This is a genomic window from Curtobacterium uvaldense (genome assembly GCF_028307415.1).
Taxonomy (GTDB): Bacteria; Actinomycetota; Actinomycetes; order Actinomycetales; family Microbacteriaceae; genus Curtobacterium.
In genome coordinates this window covers 1-17,789 of record NZ_JAQMHU010000013.1, presented here as the reverse complement: position 1 = coordinate 17,789, position 17,789 = coordinate 1, and the positions used below count along the sequence as shown (strand labels likewise).

At 71.7% G+C, this 17,789-nt stretch carries 11 protein-coding genes and 1 rRNA gene; 2 read left to right on the top strand and 10 right to left on the bottom strand.

Annotated features, from left to right (window positions below; genetic code table 11):
- Positions 1-253: 253 nt before the first annotated feature.
- Entirely contained in the window at positions 254-1,096 is an 843-nt protein-coding gene (locus PIJ49_RS09285) for a hypothetical protein (RefSeq protein WP_271826419.1), read from the bottom strand.
- Between the two features lie 216 nt (positions 1,097-1,312).
- On the opposite strand from PIJ49_RS09285, the gene PIJ49_RS09280 reads away from it, so the two are divergent.
- Positions 1,313-3,748: an ATP-binding cassette domain-containing protein gene (locus PIJ49_RS09280; RefSeq protein WP_271826418.1), complete on the top strand. Its 2,436-nt coding sequence runs from the start codon at positions 1,313-1,315 to the stop codon at positions 3,746-3,748.
- A 188-nt stretch (positions 3,749-3,936) separates the two neighbouring features.
- Here PIJ49_RS09280 and PIJ49_RS09275 read toward each other — a convergent pair whose 3' ends face one another.
- Genes PIJ49_RS09275 through PIJ49_RS09255 form a run of 5 tightly spaced genes read right to left on the bottom strand, consistent with a single transcriptional unit; the run spans position 3,937 to position 9,422 of the window.
- Positions 3,937-4,830: an ABC transporter ATP-binding protein gene (locus tag PIJ49_RS09275; protein ID WP_271826417.1), complete on the bottom strand. Its 894-nt coding sequence runs from the start codon at positions 4,828-4,830 to the stop codon at positions 3,937-3,939.
- The gene (locus PIJ49_RS09270) at positions 4,827-5,684 is read right to left on the bottom strand and encodes an ABC transporter ATP-binding protein (RefSeq protein ID WP_271826416.1); all 858 of its coding nucleotides are present in this window, start codon (positions 5,682-5,684) and stop codon (positions 4,827-4,829) included. The genes PIJ49_RS09275 and PIJ49_RS09270 overlap by 4 nt, the downstream gene beginning before the upstream one ends.
- A complete protein-coding gene (locus PIJ49_RS09265) occupies positions 5,681-6,703 on the bottom strand; it encodes an ABC transporter permease (protein WP_271826415.1) in 1,023 nt (340 codons plus the stop codon). The genes PIJ49_RS09270 and PIJ49_RS09265 overlap by 4 nt, the downstream gene beginning before the upstream one ends.
- Positions 6,704-6,715: 12 nt before the next feature.
- Positions 6,716-7,705 carry an ABC transporter permease gene (locus PIJ49_RS09260; RefSeq protein WP_271826414.1) on the bottom strand — a complete coding sequence of 330 codons (990 nt, stop codon included), beginning with the start codon at positions 7,703-7,705 and terminating at the stop codon, positions 6,716-6,718.
- 28 nt (positions 7,706-7,733) lie between these two features.
- Positions 7,734-9,422 carry an ABC transporter substrate-binding protein gene (locus PIJ49_RS09255; RefSeq protein ID WP_271826413.1) on the bottom strand — a complete coding sequence of 563 codons (1,689 nt, stop codon included), beginning with the start codon at positions 9,420-9,422 and terminating at the stop codon, positions 7,734-7,736.
- 106 nt (positions 9,423-9,528) lie between these two features.
- Between PIJ49_RS09255 and PIJ49_RS09250 the strand changes: the two genes are divergently transcribed.
- On the top strand, positions 9,529-12,039 hold the full coding sequence (locus PIJ49_RS09250) for a glycoside hydrolase family 2 protein (protein ID WP_271826412.1): 2,511 nt from the start codon (positions 9,529-9,531) through the stop codon (positions 12,037-12,039).
- A gap of 120 nt (positions 12,040-12,159) precedes the next feature.
- Here the strand turns inward: PIJ49_RS09250 and PIJ49_RS09245 are convergent, their stop codons facing one another.
- The 4 genes from PIJ49_RS09245 to rrf all read right to left on the bottom strand — a co-directional run.
- Positions 12,160-14,313, bottom strand: coding sequence for an alpha-galactosidase (locus tag PIJ49_RS09245; protein WP_271826411.1), 2,154 nt, complete (start codon positions 14,311-14,313; stop codon positions 12,160-12,162).
- Positions 14,310-16,325 carry a beta-galactosidase gene (locus tag PIJ49_RS09240; RefSeq protein WP_271826410.1) on the bottom strand — a complete coding sequence of 672 codons (2,016 nt, stop codon included), beginning with the start codon at positions 16,323-16,325 and terminating at the stop codon, positions 14,310-14,312. Before PIJ49_RS09240 ends, PIJ49_RS09245 begins: the two co-directional genes overlap by 4 nt.
- Positions 16,326-16,414: 89 nt before the next feature.
- Positions 16,415-17,578: an ROK family transcriptional regulator gene (locus PIJ49_RS09235; RefSeq protein ID WP_271826409.1), complete on the bottom strand. Its 1,164-nt coding sequence runs from the start codon at positions 17,576-17,578 to the stop codon at positions 16,415-16,417.
- Between the two features lie 139 nt (positions 17,579-17,717).
- Positions 17,718-17,789, bottom strand: a 5S ribosomal RNA gene (gene rrf, locus PIJ49_RS16990); the annotation flags it as partial.

Here is a 17,789-nt window from a genome sequence, read left to right as displayed (position 1 = left end):
CACCGCGAGCACGATCCCCACGACGATCGCCAGTGTCCGCGCCACCCGGACGCCCTGCTGCCCGACCCAGATCAGCAGCAGGATCGCCGCCAGGTAGAGCGGCGGCACGAACAGCAGCGGCACGAAACCGAGCCCGGTCCACTCGACGAGAGCGCCCGCGAGCAGCTCGTACACGGTGCAGCCGGCGGCCACCACGAGTGCGACCCACACGCTGACGGGTGCTCGACGTCCCGGCGCCGCGGCCGTCACGCGCTCACGCATCGTCGTCGTACCCGTCGCCGGGCCCTCCAGCCAGGCAGGTCGTCTCGATCATCACGTCACCCGAGGTCCGGGTCACGCCCGCGTTCCCCTCCGCGAGCCAGTCGTCACCGACCACCCTGATGTCCCACCCGAGCGGATCGGCGTCACGGAGCCCGGCGTCGAGGAAGACCTCGCGGACCGGAGCCAGACGCGCTTCGGCCTGGTCCTGGGGCAGGAGGTCGGCCTTGCGATCCGCCTCGGTCTGCGGCTCGTCGTCCGCGTCCGCATCGGCGGGGAAGGACCACCGCCATGTGTACTCCGTGCCCTGCTCGAGGTTCGACAGCGAGCAGCCGCGTGGGAACTGCACGACGTCGCCGGTCTCCGGGTCACCGCCCATCGCCCGCACCGCGCGCTCCCCCACGGCCGCGAGGTCCCGCTCCGCCTGCGCCGGCGTCCGACTCGTCTCGGTCGCGGTCGGCGGCTGCGCCCGCTGCTCCTCCTCCGCCGCCCAGCTCTGCGCGACCCGCGTCGTCGGGTACCCGAGCGTCACGGCCACGAGGACCACGAACACTGCACACCCGATCGGCCCGACCAGCGTCACCGACCGGTCGCGCTGACGCTGCACCAGCAGCAGGACCAGTCCGGTCAGCGGCACACCGGCGCACACGACCGTGACGACGATGCTCCCCCCGGTCTGCCCCGAGAGCGTGTGGGTGGAGTTCCCCGCGCCGTTGTACCCGGCGAGCGCGACGAGCAGCCACGCGATCCACCCCGCGGGCAGCAGCAGCCCGCTCGCCACGATCCACCAGATGCCGTTGCGCCGCCTCGGCGGCGACCACGCGACGTCGTCGACCATCGATCCCCCGTTCCCCACGACCACCGTACCGACCGGCCGGGAGGCACGTGACCAGCCCGCCCCGCGCCTCCCGTCCGCACGCACCGGCCGGGAGGCCCGCTGCCGGCCCGCCCCGTGCCTCCTGTCCGTCTCCCGGTCGCGTCCGGAGCAGCACCCGCCGGGGTGCGGACGAGCGGTCCGGAACGGCGAACGGCCGATCCGCCTACGCTCGAACGAATGCCCGCCCCGCACCACCCTGCCGACCAGCCGTCGTCGTCCGACGGGTTCATCCGCGTCCGCGGCGCCCGTGAACACAACCTGCAGGACGTCGACGTCGACATCCCCCGCGACCGGATCGTCGCCTTCACCGGTGTCTCCGGCTCGGGCAAGTCGAGCCTGGCGTTCGGCACGGTCTTCGCCGAGGCACAGCGTCGCTTCCTCGAGTCCGTCGCGCCGTACGCCCGACGGCTCATCGCGCAGGGTTCGACACCGCACGTCGACGAGATCACGGGTCTGCCCCCGGCGGTCGCCCTGCAGCAGCGCCGCGGCGCCCCGAGCACCCGCTCGACCGTCGGCACCCTGACGACGTTGAGCAACTCGGTCCGCATGCTCTACTCGCGCGCCGGCACCTACCCCGAGGGCGCCGAGCAGCTGTACTCCGACTCGTTCTCGCCGAACACCGTCGCCGGGGCGTGCCCGCGCTGTCACGGCCTCGGCACCGCGCACGAGGTGACGGAGGCCTCGGCGGTGCACGACCCGTCGCTGTCCATCCGTGAGGGCGCGATCACCGCCTGGCCCGGTGCGTGGCAGGGCAAGAACCTCCGCGACGTGACGGCGGTGCTCGGCTACGACATCGAGCGTCCGTGGCGGGAGCTCCCGCAGGAGGACCGCGACTGGCTGCTCTTCACCGAGGAGCAGCCCGTCGTCGAGGTCCACCCGAAGCGCGACCGGGTGGCGAAGCCGTACAAGGGCCGGTTCTGGAGCGCCCGGCAGTACACGCTGCACACCCTCGCCGACTCCCAGAGCGAGACGCAGCGGAACAAGGCCCTGCGCTTCGTCGAGTCCGGCCCGTGCCAGCTCTGCCACGGCTCCGGGCTGACTAGGGCAGCCCTCGCGGTGACGTTCGGCGGCCTGTCGATCGCCGCGTTCAACGCACTGCCGCTCGCACAGGTGGCCGAGGTCCTGCGCCCCGCAGCCGAGCTGAAGGACCCGTCGCCCGCGCAGAGCCGTGTGACGTCCGGGGAGCGGTCCGAGGTCGCGAAGTCGATCGCCACGGACCTGCTCGGTCGGGTCGAGGTGCTCGTCGGACTCGGCCTCGGGTACCTCGGGCTCGACCGGGCGACGCCGACGCTCTCCCCCGGTGAGACGCAGCGCCTGCGGATCGCGACGCAGCTCCGGTCGGGGCTGTTCGGCGTGGTCTACGTGCTCGACGAACCGAGCGCAGGGCTGCACCCGGCGGACGCGGAGTCCCTCGTGCAGGTCCTCGACGACCTCCGCGCCAGCGGCAACAGCGTCTTCGTGGTGGAGCACGACATGGACATCGTCCGGCGTGCGGACTGGATCGTGGACGTCGGCCCCGGTGCCGGTCCGGGCGGCGGGCGGGTGCTGTACAGCGGCCCGCCCGAGGGCCTGGCCGGCGTCCCCGAGAGCGTCACTCGGCGCTACCTGCAGCCCCGGACCTCGCCCGTCGAGCACGAGCAGCGCGAACCCGTGGGCACGCTCGAACTCCGTGGCCTCACCCTGCACAACCTGCGCGGCCAGGACGGGAACGGGCTCGACGTCGACCTGCCCCTCGGGGTGTTGACCGCGGTGACCGGGGTCTCCGGCTCGGGCAAGTCGTCGCTCGTCGGTGGCGTGCTGCCGTCGGTCGCGACGCAGCACCCGCTCGTGTCCCGCGTCGTCGAGGTCGACCAGAAGCCGATCGGCCGCACACCCCGCTCGAACCTCGCGACCTACACGGGCATGTTCGATGCCGTCCGGCAGGCCTTCGCCGCGACCGAGGACGCCCGGGAACGTGGCTGGACCGCCGGGAGGTTCTCGTTCAACGTCGAGGGCGGCCGCTGCGAGGTCTGCCAGGGCGAGGGCTCGGTCTCCGTCGAGCTCCTGTTCCTTCCGGGCAGCTGGGCGCCGTGCCCGGAGTGCCACGGTGCCCGGTACAACGCCGAGACGCTCGAGGTCCGCCGGGCCGGCTCGACCGTCGCGGACGTCCTCGGCATGACCGTCGACGAGGCATCGGACGCCCTCGCCGACCTGCCCGCCGCCGCCCGCGCGCTGGATGCCCTGCGCAGCGTCGGCCTCGGCTACCTCCGACTCGGGCAGCCCGCGCCGGAGCTGTCCGGCGGCGAGGCCCAGCGCATCAAGCTCGCCACCGAACTCCAACGCGCACGGACCGGTCACACGCTCTACCTGCTCGACGAGCCGACCACGGGCCTGCACCCGGCGGACGTCGAACTCCTCACCGCGCAGCTCCAGCGGCTCACCGACGCGGGCAACACCGTCGTCGTGGTCGAGCACGTGATGACGGTCGTCGCGCAGGCGGACCACGTCGTCGACATGGGTCCGGCCGGTGGTGACGAGGGCGGCCAGGTCGTGGCATCCGGGACACCGCGCGAGGTCGCGGCGTCCGCCACGAGCCGCACGGCGCCGTACTTGCGGGCAGCGCTCGGGAGCTGACGGACGGGAGGCGCGGTGCCTGCCCGCACCGTGCCTCCCGTCCGCCGTGACGCACGCCGACTGCCATCCGGCGCACGCCCGCCGGCGTCCCGTGTCCGCCCCCTCGGTCCGGACACGAGGCGCCCGCGCGCACGGCACCGGGACCGACGACGTCCCGGCGTCCGCACGCCCTGCCCGCTCGGGGCCGGTCAGCGCACCCCCGCCGGCGCGGCCGGTGCGTCCACCCACGCCCCCAGGGTGTGGTCGTAGCAGGTGCTGTTGTCGATCGTCGACCGGTCGACCACCGGCCCGGCCGTCACCCTCCGGTCCACCCGCTCGGGGTCCGGCGCAGCGTCGGCGAGCAGGCGCGTGTAGTCGTGGTGCGGGTCGAGGATGACCGCGTCCGACGGACCGCGCTCCACCACGCGACCGCGGTAGAGCACCAGGATCTCGTCGGAGAAGTGCCGCGCGGTGGCCAGGTCGTGCGTGATGTACAGGACGGCGAGGTGGTCCTCGCGCTGCAGCCGCCCCATCAGGTTGAGCACGCTCAGGCGGATGGAGACGTCGAGCATCGACACGGGTTCGTCGGCGATGAGCACCTGCGCACCGGGTGCCAGCGCACGGGCGATCGCGACGCGCTGCCGCTGGCCGCCGGAGAGCTCGTGCGGGCGTCGCTCGGCGAAGTCCTCGTCGAGGTTGACCCGGTCGAGCAGTTCGCGGACGCGTTCCCGGGTCTCGTCCGCACCGCGCGTGCGGTGGTGGAGCTGCAGCGGCCGGGCGATGTGGTGCTCGATGGAGTGGAACGGGTTGAGCGACGCGAAGGGGTCCTGGAAGACCATCTGCACGTGCCGCCGGTACATGCTCCCGACGACGGGGGTGCCGTCCTCGAGCCGGACGTCGATCGTCCCGCTCGACACGGACTCGAGCTTCGCGAGCATCCGGGCGATCGTGGACTTGCCCGAGCCGGACTCCCCCACGAGCGCGACGGTCCGGCCGGGCAGCAGCTCGAAGGACACGTCGTCGACGGCGCGCAGCGTGTTCCGGCGCAGGCCCTTGCGGACGTGGAAGTCCTTGGTCAGGTGGTTGACGGTGACGCTGGTCACGATGCGACCTCCTCGAAACCGAGGCCCGTGCGGATGAAGTCACCGCGGGCGCCGGACAGGCTCGGGAACGACCGCAGCAGGCGCTGCGTGTAGGGGTGCTGCGGCTCGTGCTGGATGCGCGCGGCGGTGTCGCACTCGACGACCTCGCCGCGGAGCATGATCGCGATCCGGTCGCTGATCTCGAGCAGCAGCGGCAGGTCGTGCGTGATGAACACGACCGCGAAGCCGAGCTCGTCCCGCAGCCGGACGATCTCGCGCAGGATCTCCCGCTGCACGACGACGTCGAGCGCGGTGGTCGGCTCGTCCATGATCATCACCTGCGGCTCGAGCAGCATCGCCATCGCGATCATGACGCGCTGCCGCATGCCGCCGGACAGCTCGTGCGGGTAGGCGGTGATGCGTGACGGGTCGACGCCGACTCGTCGGAGCGCGTCCTCGGCGATCGCCCGACGCTCCTTCCTCGGCATGCCCTTCCGGTGCTCGACGAGGGCGTCGTCGAGCTGCGCGCGGATGGTGGTGACCGGGTTGAGCGCGTTCATCGCGCCCTGGAACACCATCGACAGCTTCGACCAGCGGACCGCCCGGAGTCGCTCGTCGCTCAGCCCGAGCAGGTCGACGTCACTGCCGTCGCGGTCGTGGAACGTGATGCTGCCGCTCGTCACCTTCGCCGGTGGCTTGTGCAGCCGGGTGATGGCGTAGGCGAGGGTCGTCTTGCCACAGCCGGACTCCCCCGCGAGGCCGAGGATCTCCCCCGGTGCGAGCGACAGCGACACGTCCTTGACTGCGTGCACCGGTCGCTCGGTCTCGTAGACGACGTCGAGGTGGTCGATGGTGAGGACGGCATCCCGGGTCACGAGGCGACCCCCTTCCGGTCGGTGGTCTTGACGTCGCGACGCGCCTGCCGCTCGCGTCGACGCTGTGCTCGCACGTTGGCGAGTCTCGGGTTGATGACCTCGTCGATGGAGAAGTTGACGAGGGACAGGCCCATCCCGAGCAGGGCGATGAGCAGCCCCGGCGGCACGAACCACCACCAGGCGCCCTGCGCGAGCGCGAACCCGTTCTGCGCGTAGAAGAGCATCGTGCCGAGCGTCGACGAGTTCGATGCGCCGAGCCCGAGGAAGGACAGGCCGGCCTCGCCGAGGATCGCGGCGATCACCGCGAACACGAACTGCGACGCGAGCACCGGCAGCAGGTTCGGCAGGATCTCCACGGCGATGACCCGCCACGGCCGTTCACCGGCGACCCGCGCCGCCGAGACGTAGTCGCGGCTGCGGATCGACATCGTCTGCGCGCGCAGGACGCGGGCGGACCCGGCCCACGACGTGATCGCCAGGACGATCGCGATCGTCCACAGCCCACGCGCCTCCTGCGGGACCAGGCCCGAGATGACGATGACGAGCGGCAGACCGGGGATCACCAGGAAGACGTTCGAGAAGAGCGAGAACGCCTCGTCCATGATCCCGCCGAGGTACGCGCCGAGGATGCCGAAGAACGCCGACAGCACGGTCGCGAGCACCCCGACGATGAGCCCGATCTGCAGGCTGCCCCGGGTGGCGTAGGCCAGTTGCGCGAGGACGTCCTGACCGGTCTGGGTGGTGCCGAGCAGGTTCTCGCCGGTCGGCGGCTGCATACCGGAGTCGCGGATCGCGTTCGGGTCGCCGACCAGGAACGGGCCGAGCAGCCCGAACGCGGTGACGCCGAGGATGAGCACGATGCCGGTGACGAGCCACGGGGTCATCGTGGGCAGGAAGCGGCGGAGGCCGCCGCGGGTCTTCGCCGAGCGTGCCGTCGCGATGCTGCGCGTCGAGTGGCCGTCGGCCTCCTCGGCGAGCGCACCGACGGTGGGCTCGGTCTCCTCTTGGATGTTGGTCACGGTCGAGTCCTCCTAGCTCCGGGCCCGGGTGCGCGGGTCGATGAGCCCGTACAGCAGGTCGACGACGAGGTTGGCGCCGAGCACGGCGAGGGTGATGAACAGGAAGATGCCCTGCATGAGCGCGTAGTCGTTGTTCGTGACCGCGGACAGGAGCTTCGACCCGATGCCCGGGTACGAGAACACCTGCTCGGTCACGACCGACCCCGACACGATGAAGCCGAGCGAGATCGCGAACCCGGCGACCGACGGCAGCACGGCGTTGCGGGCGGCGTAGTTGCGGAGCACCTTGCCGGGCGGCAGGCCCTTCGCGAGCGCCGTGGTGATGTAGTCCTCGGACAGCGTCGACACCATCATGTTCCGCATCCCGAGCAACCAACCGCCGAGCGATGCGAGCACGATCGTCGCCGCTGGCAGCACGCCGTACTCGAGCGCGGACATGAGGAACGGACCGTTGAACCCCGGGTCCAGGACGACGTCGTAGCCGCCCTGGGCCGGGAACAGGTGGATCCCCGTGGCGAAGAAGTACACCAGGATGAGCGCGAGCCAGAAGTACGGCACCGCGGCGAGCAGCGTGGTGGCCGGGACGAACGAGTCGAGCCAGGTGCCGGGCTTCCAGCCGACGAAGGCGCCGAGGGCGACGCCGATGACCGCGGCCAGGATGGTCGCGATGCCGACGAGGGCGATGGTCCAGGGCAGCGAGCTCCCGATCACCTCGGTGACGGGTGCCGGGAAGTAGCTCACCGACACCCCGAGGTCACCGCGGAACACGTTGCCCAGGTACTGCCCGTACTGTGCGATGAGCGGCTGCGAGGAGTCGCCACCGAGGAGCAGCTGGTACGCCTCCCTGGTCTCCGGGGTGACCTGGCCGCCGCGCTGCTGGAGCTTGGCGAGCAGGATGTCCACCGGGTTCCCGGGCAGGAGCCGGGGGATGATGAAGTTCAGCGTCAGCGCCGCCCAGAGGGCGACGACGTAGAAGCCGATCTTGCGCAGGAAGTACTGCATGCGCGTGCTCCTCGGTCGCGGTCCGCCGTCAGCCCTTGACCGGCTTCAGGGCCTTGAACACCTCGGCGTTGTCCGGGCTCGCCCAGATCGCGGGGAAGGCGTACAGGTCGTCCTGGGTGGGCCAGCCGGTGAACTTGGCGGTGTGCACCTCGCTCGTGGTGCCGCCCGTCATGATCGGGATGTAGGGCATGTCCTCGACGAGGTGCTGCTGGATCGTGTCGAACTCCGGCTGCGTCGCGGCGGTGTCCTCGGGGTCGATGGTCTTCAGCTTCGCGAGCGCCTCGTCCACCGCGGGGTTGCTGTACCGCGCACGGTTGGTCGACGCGGCCTCGCCGACCTCCGCGGTGTTCGACGTCGCGAGGTTGTTGTTGTACAGGTAGTAGGGGTTCGCGGTCGGACCCTGACCGAGCGAGTCGATGACGAGCTGGAACGTGCCCTTGGTCTTCTTGTCCGTCCACTCGTTCCACGACGACTGCTGTGCCTTGAGCTCGATGCCGGCGGCCTTGAGCTGCTGGGTCATCGTGTCGATGGCGGTGATGTAGTCCGTCCAGCCGGTGACGACCTCGACGGTCATGGACAGGCGCTGGCCGTCCTTCGCGTAGATGCCGTCGGAGCCCTTCGCCCACCCGGCGTCCTCGAGGGTGGCGGCTGCCGCGTCGAGGTCCGGCGAGTTCGCCATCACCGCCGGCTCGACGTCCTTCGAGATCATGTCCTCCTGCAGCGTCGTCAACGCGAAGGTCGGCGAGATGTCGCTGGCGGTGTTCGCGAACGCCAGCGAGTTGAGCTGCTTGCGGTTGATCGCGTCGGCGACGGCGTGGCGGACGGCCGGGTCGGTCTGCGGGCCGGAGCACCCGAGCGCCGTGTCGGCGCAGGTGATGAGTGCCATCTGGTTCTGCCCGATCGTGATGCCGTCGTAGCCGGGGTAGTTGCCCTTGATGTCGTCCATGTTCGGGACGGGGCCGGTCTGCCAGTCGATCGAACCCTGCTTCAGGGCGTCGGCACCGGCCGTGTTGCCGGAGAGCGACAGGTAGCGGACGGTCTTCACGGCGGGTGCGCCGCCCCAGTAGTCCTCGTTCGCCTGCAGGGTGAACGCCTGCGCCTTGAAGTTCCCGAGCGTGTACGGCCCGGTGCCGACGGGCTCGCGCATGACGTCGGTCGCCGGGTCGACGTCCTTCCAGAGGTGCTCGGGCACGATCCAGGTCTTGCCGAGCAGGTTCGGGCCGAGCACGAACGACGGCTCGTCGAACGAGACGACGACGGTGGAGTCCCCCTCGGCCTTCGCCGTGCCCGAGTAGCCGATCGAGTTGATCGACTTGTTCTCCGCGAGCATGTCGAGCGTGAACACGACGTCCTTCGCGGTGAAGGGCTCGCCGTCGCTCCACGTGACGCCGTCGCGGAGCTCGATGGTCAGCTGCGTGCCGTCGGCGTTCCACTCGTAGCGCTCCCCGAGGAGCGGCTTCGGCTCGTTCGTGTTGGCGTTGGTGACGAAGAACAGGCCCTCGTAGATCGTCCCGATGCCGCCGATGTTGGACGGGGACCACGGGTTGAAGTTGATCTGGTAGTCGCCGGACTGTCCGGTGTAGGCGACGAGGGTCGATGCGGAGTCGGACGACGCCGCGTTCCCGCTCGAGCTGCACCCCGTGAGTGCCAGTCCTGCGGTGGTGACGAGGGCCGCGGCTGCGATGGCGAGCCGCCGTGAACGGTTGAGTGCTGACATCGTTGTCCTCTCGGGCTGCTCCGTCGCAGTCCAGTTCGTTGACGGCGATTGTTACACGGCTAAACTAACCCGGTCAAGCATCCGCACGACGATCTGAGGAGGCGCGATGGAGCGCACGACACTGGACGGCCCCTGGACCCTCGAGGCGGTGACCGGACCGGCGGAGTCCGAGCCCTTCCGGTCCCCCACCGAGGCGGTGGTGCCGGGGTGCGTGCACACCGACCTGCTCCGCGCGGGACGGATCCCGGACCCGTTCGACGGCGACGGCGAGGCGGCGACGCAGTGGATCGGCGACACCGTGTGGCGCTACCGTCGGACCTTCACCTGGGACGGCGAGCGCACCGAGGAACGACACGACCTGGTGGCAGGAGGGCTCGACACCCTCGCCACGATCGAACTGAACGGGCTCGTCGTCGGCACGAGCGCGAACCAGCACCGCTCGTACCGGTTCCCCGTCGGGCACCTGCTCCGACCGGGCGACAACGAGCTCGTGGTCACGTTCGACGCGCCGGTCCCGGCCGCCGTCCGCCTGTCGGAACAGCACGGAGGCGAACTCCCCCACGTCAACCACCACCCGTACAACGCACTCCGGAAGAATGCGTCGAACTTCGGCTGGGACTGGGGCGTCGACGTCGCGACGAGCGGCATCTGGCGGTCGATCGGCATCGAGTCCTGGAGCGGCACCCGCATCGCCGCGGTCCGCCCCCTCGTCGACGTCGACGGCACCACCGGCATGCTCAGCGCGCACGTCGACGTCGAGCACGCCCGTACCCCGGGCGGGTTCCGCCAGCACATCGGCTCCGCGCCCGAGGTCGCGGGCACCACCGGCACCGGCCTGGAGGCGCGGGTCACCGTCTCCGGACACGGGACGTCGGTCACCGGGTCGCGTCCCGTCACCGGTGGTCGTGCCGCGGGGTCCGCAGCCGTGCGCCTCGAGCTCCCCGACGTCGCGGTCTGGTGGCCGCGCGGCCACGGCGAGCAGCCCCTGTACGACGTCCGCGTCGAGGTCGGCGACGACGTCTGGACCGGCCGCGTCGGCTTCCGGACGGTCACGCTCGACACCGCTGCCGACGCGGGCGGTGCACCGTTCCTGCTCCGGGTGAACGACGAGCCCGTGATCGTGCGCGGGGCGAACTGGATCCCGGACCACGCGTACCTCACCGAGATGACGCCGGAGCGGTACGCCGAACGGATCGACGACGCGGTCGAGGCGAACGTCAACCTGCTCCGGATCTGGGGCGGCGGGATCTACGAGTCCGACGACCTCTACGACCGCTGCGACGAACTCGGCGTGCTCGTGTGGCAGGACTTCCTGTTCGCCTGTGCCGCCTACGCCGAGGAGCCCTGGCTCGCCGACGAGGTCGAGCCCGAGGTCCGCGAGGCCGTGACCCGGCTCAGCCCGCACCCCTCGCTCGTGGTCTGGAACGGCAACAACGAGAACCTCGTCGCGTACGCCGAGTGGGGCTGGCGTCCGTCGCTCGTCGGGCGGACCTGGGGCAACGGGTACTACCGGTCCCTGCTGCCCGCGATCGTCGCCGAGCTCGACCCGACCCGCCCGTACACGCCCGGGTCCCCGTTCTCGTTCGACGAGTACCTCCACCCGAACGACGACCGCAACGGCACCGTGCACGTCTGGGACGTGTGGAACACCAAGGACTACACCGCCTACGCCGAGTGGCGCCCCCGGTTCGTCGCCGAGTTCGGGTACCAGGGGCCGCCGGCCTGGTCCACGCTGACCGCGGTGGTGCACGAGGAACCGCTCGACCCGGACGGCCACGAGATGCTCGTGCACCAGAAGGCGCACGAGGGCAACCGGAAGCTCGCCGACGGCATGCGCGGGCACCTGCCCGAGCCGCGGAGCATCGAGGACTGGCACTGGGCGGCGCAGCTGAACCAGGCGCACGCGATCCGGTTCGGCATGGACTGGTTCCGTTCCCGCACGCCGGACAACACCGGCATGGTGGTCTGGCAGCTGAACGACGACTGGCCCGTCGTCTCGTGGGCGTTGGTCGACCACGCCGGCCACCGCAAGCCGGTCTGGTACGCGGTCCGGCAGGCGTACCGTCCGGTGGTCGCCACCGTCCAGCGGTCGGAGGACGGCACCGGCACCGAGGTCGTCGTGGTCAACGCCGGTGCCGGGCCCGTCGTGGACGACCTCGTCGTCGAGCGGCGGTCCTTCGACGGCACCGTCCTCGCGACGACGAGCGCGTCCGTGACGGTCGCGCCGGCGGACGCGGTCCGGGTGCCGCTGTCGGCCGAGGTCGCCCGGTCGGAGGACACCGCCGGCGAGGTCCTCGTCGTCACCGGCACCGCCTCCGGTCGACGGGTGCACGACCTCGCCGAGGTGGTGGACCAGCGCCTCGCACGCCGACCGTTCACGACCGAGGTGGAGCCGACCGACGACGGCGCCCGGGTCACGGTCACGGCGACCGGCTACGTCCGTGACCTGTCGCTCTTCCCGGACCGGCTCGTGGCGAGCGCCCGGGCGGACGAGGGTCTGGTGTCCCTGCTGCCGGGCGAGCAGGCCGTGTTCACCGTGTCGCGTGCGCCGGGCGTCGACGCCAATGCGCTCGTCGGCCCGCTCGTCCTCCGGCACGCCGGCGACCTGCTGCACTGAGGGGCGGCCGCAGACGGCCCCCTCCGGCCGAGGCTCGCGCAGCCGGACACCTTCGCGGTCCTGGACCGCGAAGGTGTCCGCCTGGCCGAGGCTCGGCGGCCGTCGGATGGGAACCGCGACTCAAACCGCCTGCGCCTCGAGCACCAGTGCGGTCCCGGGCGCGAGCGACGGCAGCCGGACGCCCAGGTCCTCGAGCACGGCTCCGGACAGCTCGACGCTCCCCCGCTCCAGCCACGGCGTCCGCGTGACGTCGACGCCCTCCGGGACGCGCAGGCCGTTCACCGGCGCCACCCGGTAGCGCCGCTCGCGGTCGAGCCCGCGGAAGCGCAGCGGCACCGCGAGCGCCCGCGGTCCGGTCTCGGTCCGCACGACCCGCGCGAGTGCCCGGTCGCGGTCGGCACCGACGACGACCGTCGTCGCGAGACCGGCGTCGCCGAGGTCCACGTGGTGCACGCGCCCGGAGTGCAGCAGCCCGCGCTCCCGCTTGTACAGCGCCGTCCACTCCCGCAGCCGGTCCCGCTCGGCGGGCGTGCAGCGCGTGACATCGGTCTCGATGCCGGCGCTGCCGAACAGCGACACCGCCATCCGGAAGTCCAGGTCGAGGTGTCGGCCCGTGGTGTGGGAGACCTCGGGGCCGACGTGCGAGCCGATCAGCTCCGGCGGCAGCAGCAGCTCCGTCCACCGCTGGATCGCGAGTCGCTCCATCGCGTCGTTCGAGTCCGAGGCCCACACCCGGTCGGTCCGCTCGAGCACACCGAGGTCCACCCGGGCACCACCGGACGCGCACGCCTCGATCTCGAGCCACGGGTGCCGTCGCCGCAGCTCGTCCATCACCGCGTACACCCCGCGGGTGTGAGCGCCGAGGCCGACCCGTCCCGCGTGCACGGTCTGCACGACGTCGCGGTTCTGGTCCCACTTCACGAAGTCGACGTGGTGCTCCTCGATCACCGCGGACATCCGGTCGAGCACGTGTTCGCGGACCTCGGCGCGGGCGAAGTCGAGCGTGTACTCGTGCCGCCAGGTCCGCGATGTGCCGGGGTCCTGCAGGAACCAGTCCGGGTGCGCCTCGGCGAGCGCGGAGACCGGGCTGACGCACTCCGGCTCGAACCAGAGCCCGAAGTCCATGCCCAGTGCCCGGACGCCGTCGACGAGCGGGCCGAGCCCGTCCGGCCATACCTCGGCGTCGACCGTCCAGTCGCCGAGCGACGTGGTGTCGGACCTGCGGCCGGTGAACCAGCCGTCGTCGAGGACGAACCGCTCGACCCCGACGTCCGCCGCCGCTCGGGCCAGGTCGAGCAGCGGTTCCAGCTCCTGCCGGTAGTACACCGCCTCCCACGTGTTGAGGACGACCGGTCGCGGGGTGGTCGGGTGCCCGGACCGCGCTCGCAGCGAGTCGTGCAACCGAGCGGACAACCCGTCGAGCCCGGCGTCGCTCCAGACGAAGACCGTCTCGGGAGCGGAGAAGGTCTCACCTGGTCGCAGGACCACCTCGCCCGCGCGCAGCAGTTCGCCCGCGCCGAGCAGGGTCCGCGCCTCCGCCAACCGGTCGATGCGGTGCACGGTGTCCGCGCTCCACGCGGGGTGCACCGCCCACAGCTCGCCGAGTGCGTCGTCGAACCCGGCCGTACCGAGCGCCGTCAGCGTCGGGGCGTCGTGTCCGGTGCGGCCACGACGGCTCTCGCGCACGTGCACCCCGTCGGTCAGCGCCCTCCGCTGCGGGGTCCGCTCGCGCGTCCACTTCCCCGCCAGGTCGAGCACCTCGGCCGCACGGTCCCCGATCGGCAACACGGCTTCGAGCGCCGACAACTCGACGTCCTCGTCGCCGGTGTTCGTCACCGTCTGCCGCATCCGGAGCACACCAGCGGCGTCGAGAGCGAGGACGATCGACAGCGTCAGCTCGTCCGACGTCGCGTCGACGACGAGCTCGGCGTCGGTCCCGGCGACCGCGACCTCGTCCCAGACCGGCACGAGCGGCCGTCCGCCGACCTGCCCCGCGATCCCCGGCCGTCCCTCCCACCCGTCGTGCTCGGTGGGCAGGAGCGTGAGCGGCCACGCGGCGTCGTAGGCACTCGGCGACACCGCCCGGTCCTGTGCGAGCACGAGGTCGGCCGTGTCGGACGCCGGCAGCGGTCCGGTGTCACGGCCCCAGTGCAGCACCTCGGGCAGCCCGTCGGGTCGGGTCGCGAGCACCAGCCCCACGCCACCACCCCGCAGCGCGTGCACCACCCGCTCCGGGACCCCGATCGCGGAGCCGGCACGATCGACGACGGTCATGCCGTCGCCGCCTCGAGCAGCACGCGGACGCTACCGGCAGGCACGACGGTCTCCGGACCGTGCTCGGAGCCGTCCAGCAGGTCCGTACCGGACGCGACGACGGTGACGTCGTCGTCGCGGTGGTTGAGGAGGAACAGGAGGCCGGAGCCGTCGTCGCGGACGCGACGCACCGCCTCCAGGCCGGGAGGCGCGGTGACCGTCCGCGGCACCGCCCGCTCCTCGACGATCCGGTCCACGAGCCGCTGCACGCCGTCCTGGTCGAGCATCGCGGAGACGTACCAGGCGCCGCCGCCGACGGCGCGGCGGGTGACCGCCGGGCGACCGGCGAGCGGACCGTCGACGTGGCCGAGCACCACGTCGGCGTCCTCCACCACGAGGTCCTCGGCCCAGTCGGTGACGCGCGTGCCGTCGTCGAGCCGCGCGTGCTGGTCCCGTTGGAGCGGGACGAACTCCTCCGCCCAGACACCCAGGACGTCCCGGAAGGCACCCGGGTACCCACCGGTCAGCACCCGAGCGGTCTCGTCCACGACGCCCGACGCGTAGGTGACGAGCAGGGTCGCACCGCGGTCGACGACCGCACAGATCCGCGCTGCCGAGGCGGCGTCGACGACGAACAGGGTGGGCAGGACGACCACGTCGTAGCCGCTGAGGTCGGCGTCGAGGGGCACCACGTCGGTGGTGACCTGGCGACGCCAGAACGCGGTGTGCCACGCTCGGACCTCGTGCCCGTACCGCAGCCCACGGTGCGGCTTGAGCCCGGCCTGCAGCGCCCATCCGGAGGCCTCGTCCACGACGATCGCGACCCGGGCTGGTTCGACCGGTGCGCCCTGCGCCGGCGCCAGCGCCGCGAGTGCTCGGCCGAGCTCGCACACCTCCCGCCAGACCCGCGTCCGGGTGCCGGCGTGCGGGACCATCGCGGAGTGGAACTGCTCCGCCCCGGCGGTCGAGGCGCGCCACTGGAAGAAGAGCGCGCCGTCGGAGCCCCGAGCGACGTGCGCGAGGGAGTTCCGCACGAGCTCGCCGGGCTCCTTCGCCCGGTTGCGCTGCTGCCAGCTCGGGCCACCGGTCGAGTGCTCCATGAGCAGCCACGGCGTCCGACCCCTTGCGATACCGCGCATCCGGTCGGCGGACGCAGCGAGGTCCTCAGCCCGGTCTGGGTCGTCGACGAGCGTGTAGTGGTCGTTCGCCGGGATGGCGACGTGCTGTGCCCACTCGGCATAGTCGACCACCTGCGAGCCAGGGCCGACCATGAAGTTCGTGGTGATTGGTGCATCCGAGTACTGCTCGATGACCTCCCGCTCGGCGCTGTAGTGCGCGAGGAGGGCGTCCGACGAGTACCGCTCGAAGTCGAGTGCGAGGCCCGGGTTCGGCGCGCCGCCGACACCGCGCGGCGGCGAGACCTCGTCGAACGACGTGTAGGTGTGGCCCCAGAAGGCCGTACCCCACGCGGCGTTCGCCGCGTGGACGTCGCCGTACCGGTCGCCAAGCCACCGCCGGAAGTCCGCGGCTGACACCTCGCAGTAGCAGCGGGCGTTGCCGCCACCGAGCTCGTTGCTGACGTGCCACAGCCGCACCGCCGGGTGCCGGCCGTAGCGTTCGGCGATCGCCTCGACCATGCGCAGCGCGTGCGCCCGGAACACCGCGGACGCCGGGCACCAGCCTAGTCGGCCGCCGGGACGTTCGCGCCGCTCGGTGGCGTCGACCGGCAGCACTTCGGGGTGCGCCGTGAGCAACCAGTTCGGCGGAGCTGCCGTCGGGGTGGCGAGGTCGACCGCGATGCCGTTGGCGTGCAGCAGGTCGAGCACCTCGTCGAGCCACGACCAGGTGTACTCCCCCGGCGATCGTTCGAGCAGCGCCCAGGAGAACACGCCGACGGTGACCAGGTTCACCCCGGCCTCACGCATCAGGCGGACGTCCTCGTCCCACACCTCGCGCGGCCACTGCTCGGGACTGTAGTCACCACCGAAGGAGAGCCCCTCGGTGGGCCAGGGCACGGAACGGGCAGCGGTCACGACATCTCCTTCGACGGTGGACACGACCAGCATCCCGTCCGCCGACGACCTTTGTCAACTTGTGTAACTAAGCGGTTGCACGAGCCCGTTCAGGAGCGAAGCGACCGCCGGATCGCCAGCACGGCGGCCGCCCTGGCCCACTCCGAGAACTCGAACGGCTGCACGACGACGGTGACGGCCGCCTCGTACGGACGCAGCCCGCGCCGGAAGGCCTCGTCGACCTCGGCCCGAGCGATGTCGTACACCGGCAGGCCGTCGCCGGTCAGGACGATCGACTCCGGATCGACGAGCGTGACGACCGTCGACAACAGCGCGCCGAGGGCGGTACCGGCGTCCCGGAGCGCCTGCAGCGCCCTCGGCTCGCCGGTGCGGGCACGCTCCACGACCTCGTCGTAGCCCTCGTCGACCGCCCCCGCGTTCCGGGCGATGATCGAACTCGGCAGGTAGCTCGACACGCACCCGTGGTGCCCGACCCCGCAGTCGGGGCCGCCGCCGTAGACCGGCAGGTGGCCGACCCGGCCGAAGCGCCCGTGTGCGCCCTCCGACACCTCGCCGTTGGTCACGAGGCCGAACCCGACGCCGGTCCCGACGGTGACGAGCGCCATCGACCGCACCCCGGCGCCCGCACCGATCCAGTGCTCCTTCGCCGTGAGGGCGTCCACGTCGTTGGACGCGTACGTGACCAGTCCCGTCGCGGTCTCGAGGAGGCCCGACAGCGGGACGTCGCGCCACCCGAGGAACTGGGACACCTCGACGACGGAGACACCGCCCCGGGTGACGACGTCACCGGGCACGGACACCCCGAGCGCACAGATCGCCGGCGACGCTGCGCGGAGCACCCGGACCACCTCGGTCACCTGCCGCACCAGCGCCTGCGGTCCGGTGTCCGACACGGCCTCCTCGTGCAGGGCCAGGACACGTCCGCCGAGGTCCGTGACGGCAGCGTAGAGGCGGTCCGCGGTCAACTTGATGCCGAGGAACTCCCACGCGCCCGAACTCGCTCGCAGCAGCTCCGAGGGGCGCCCGGTGACGCCCCGGAGACCGGTGCCGACCTCGGTCACGAACCGGTACTCCTGCAGGGTCCGGACGGCTCGTGTCAGACTCGCGCGCGAGAGCCCGAGCGACCGGGCGATCTCCGCACGCGACAGCACTCCGTGCACGAGGATCTCCCGCAGTGCTGCTCGCGTGGCATCGGTCAACGCCGGCCATGCGGCTCCCGGCTCCGGCGGCGCGACCTCGCGGTGATCGCTCATCGCTCTCCTTCGTCGTCGGCCGATCATACTGCCGACCACTCCCCCGGCGATCGCGGTGCAGTTCTCCGAGGTCGGCCCGGAAACGCAGGAAACCCCTGACCGATCACGGTCAGGGGTTTCCTGGTGTTGCTGAAGTTGAGTCCGGCGGCGTCCTACTCTCCCACAAGGTCCCCCTTGCAGTACCATCGGCGCTGAGAGGCTTAGCTTCCGG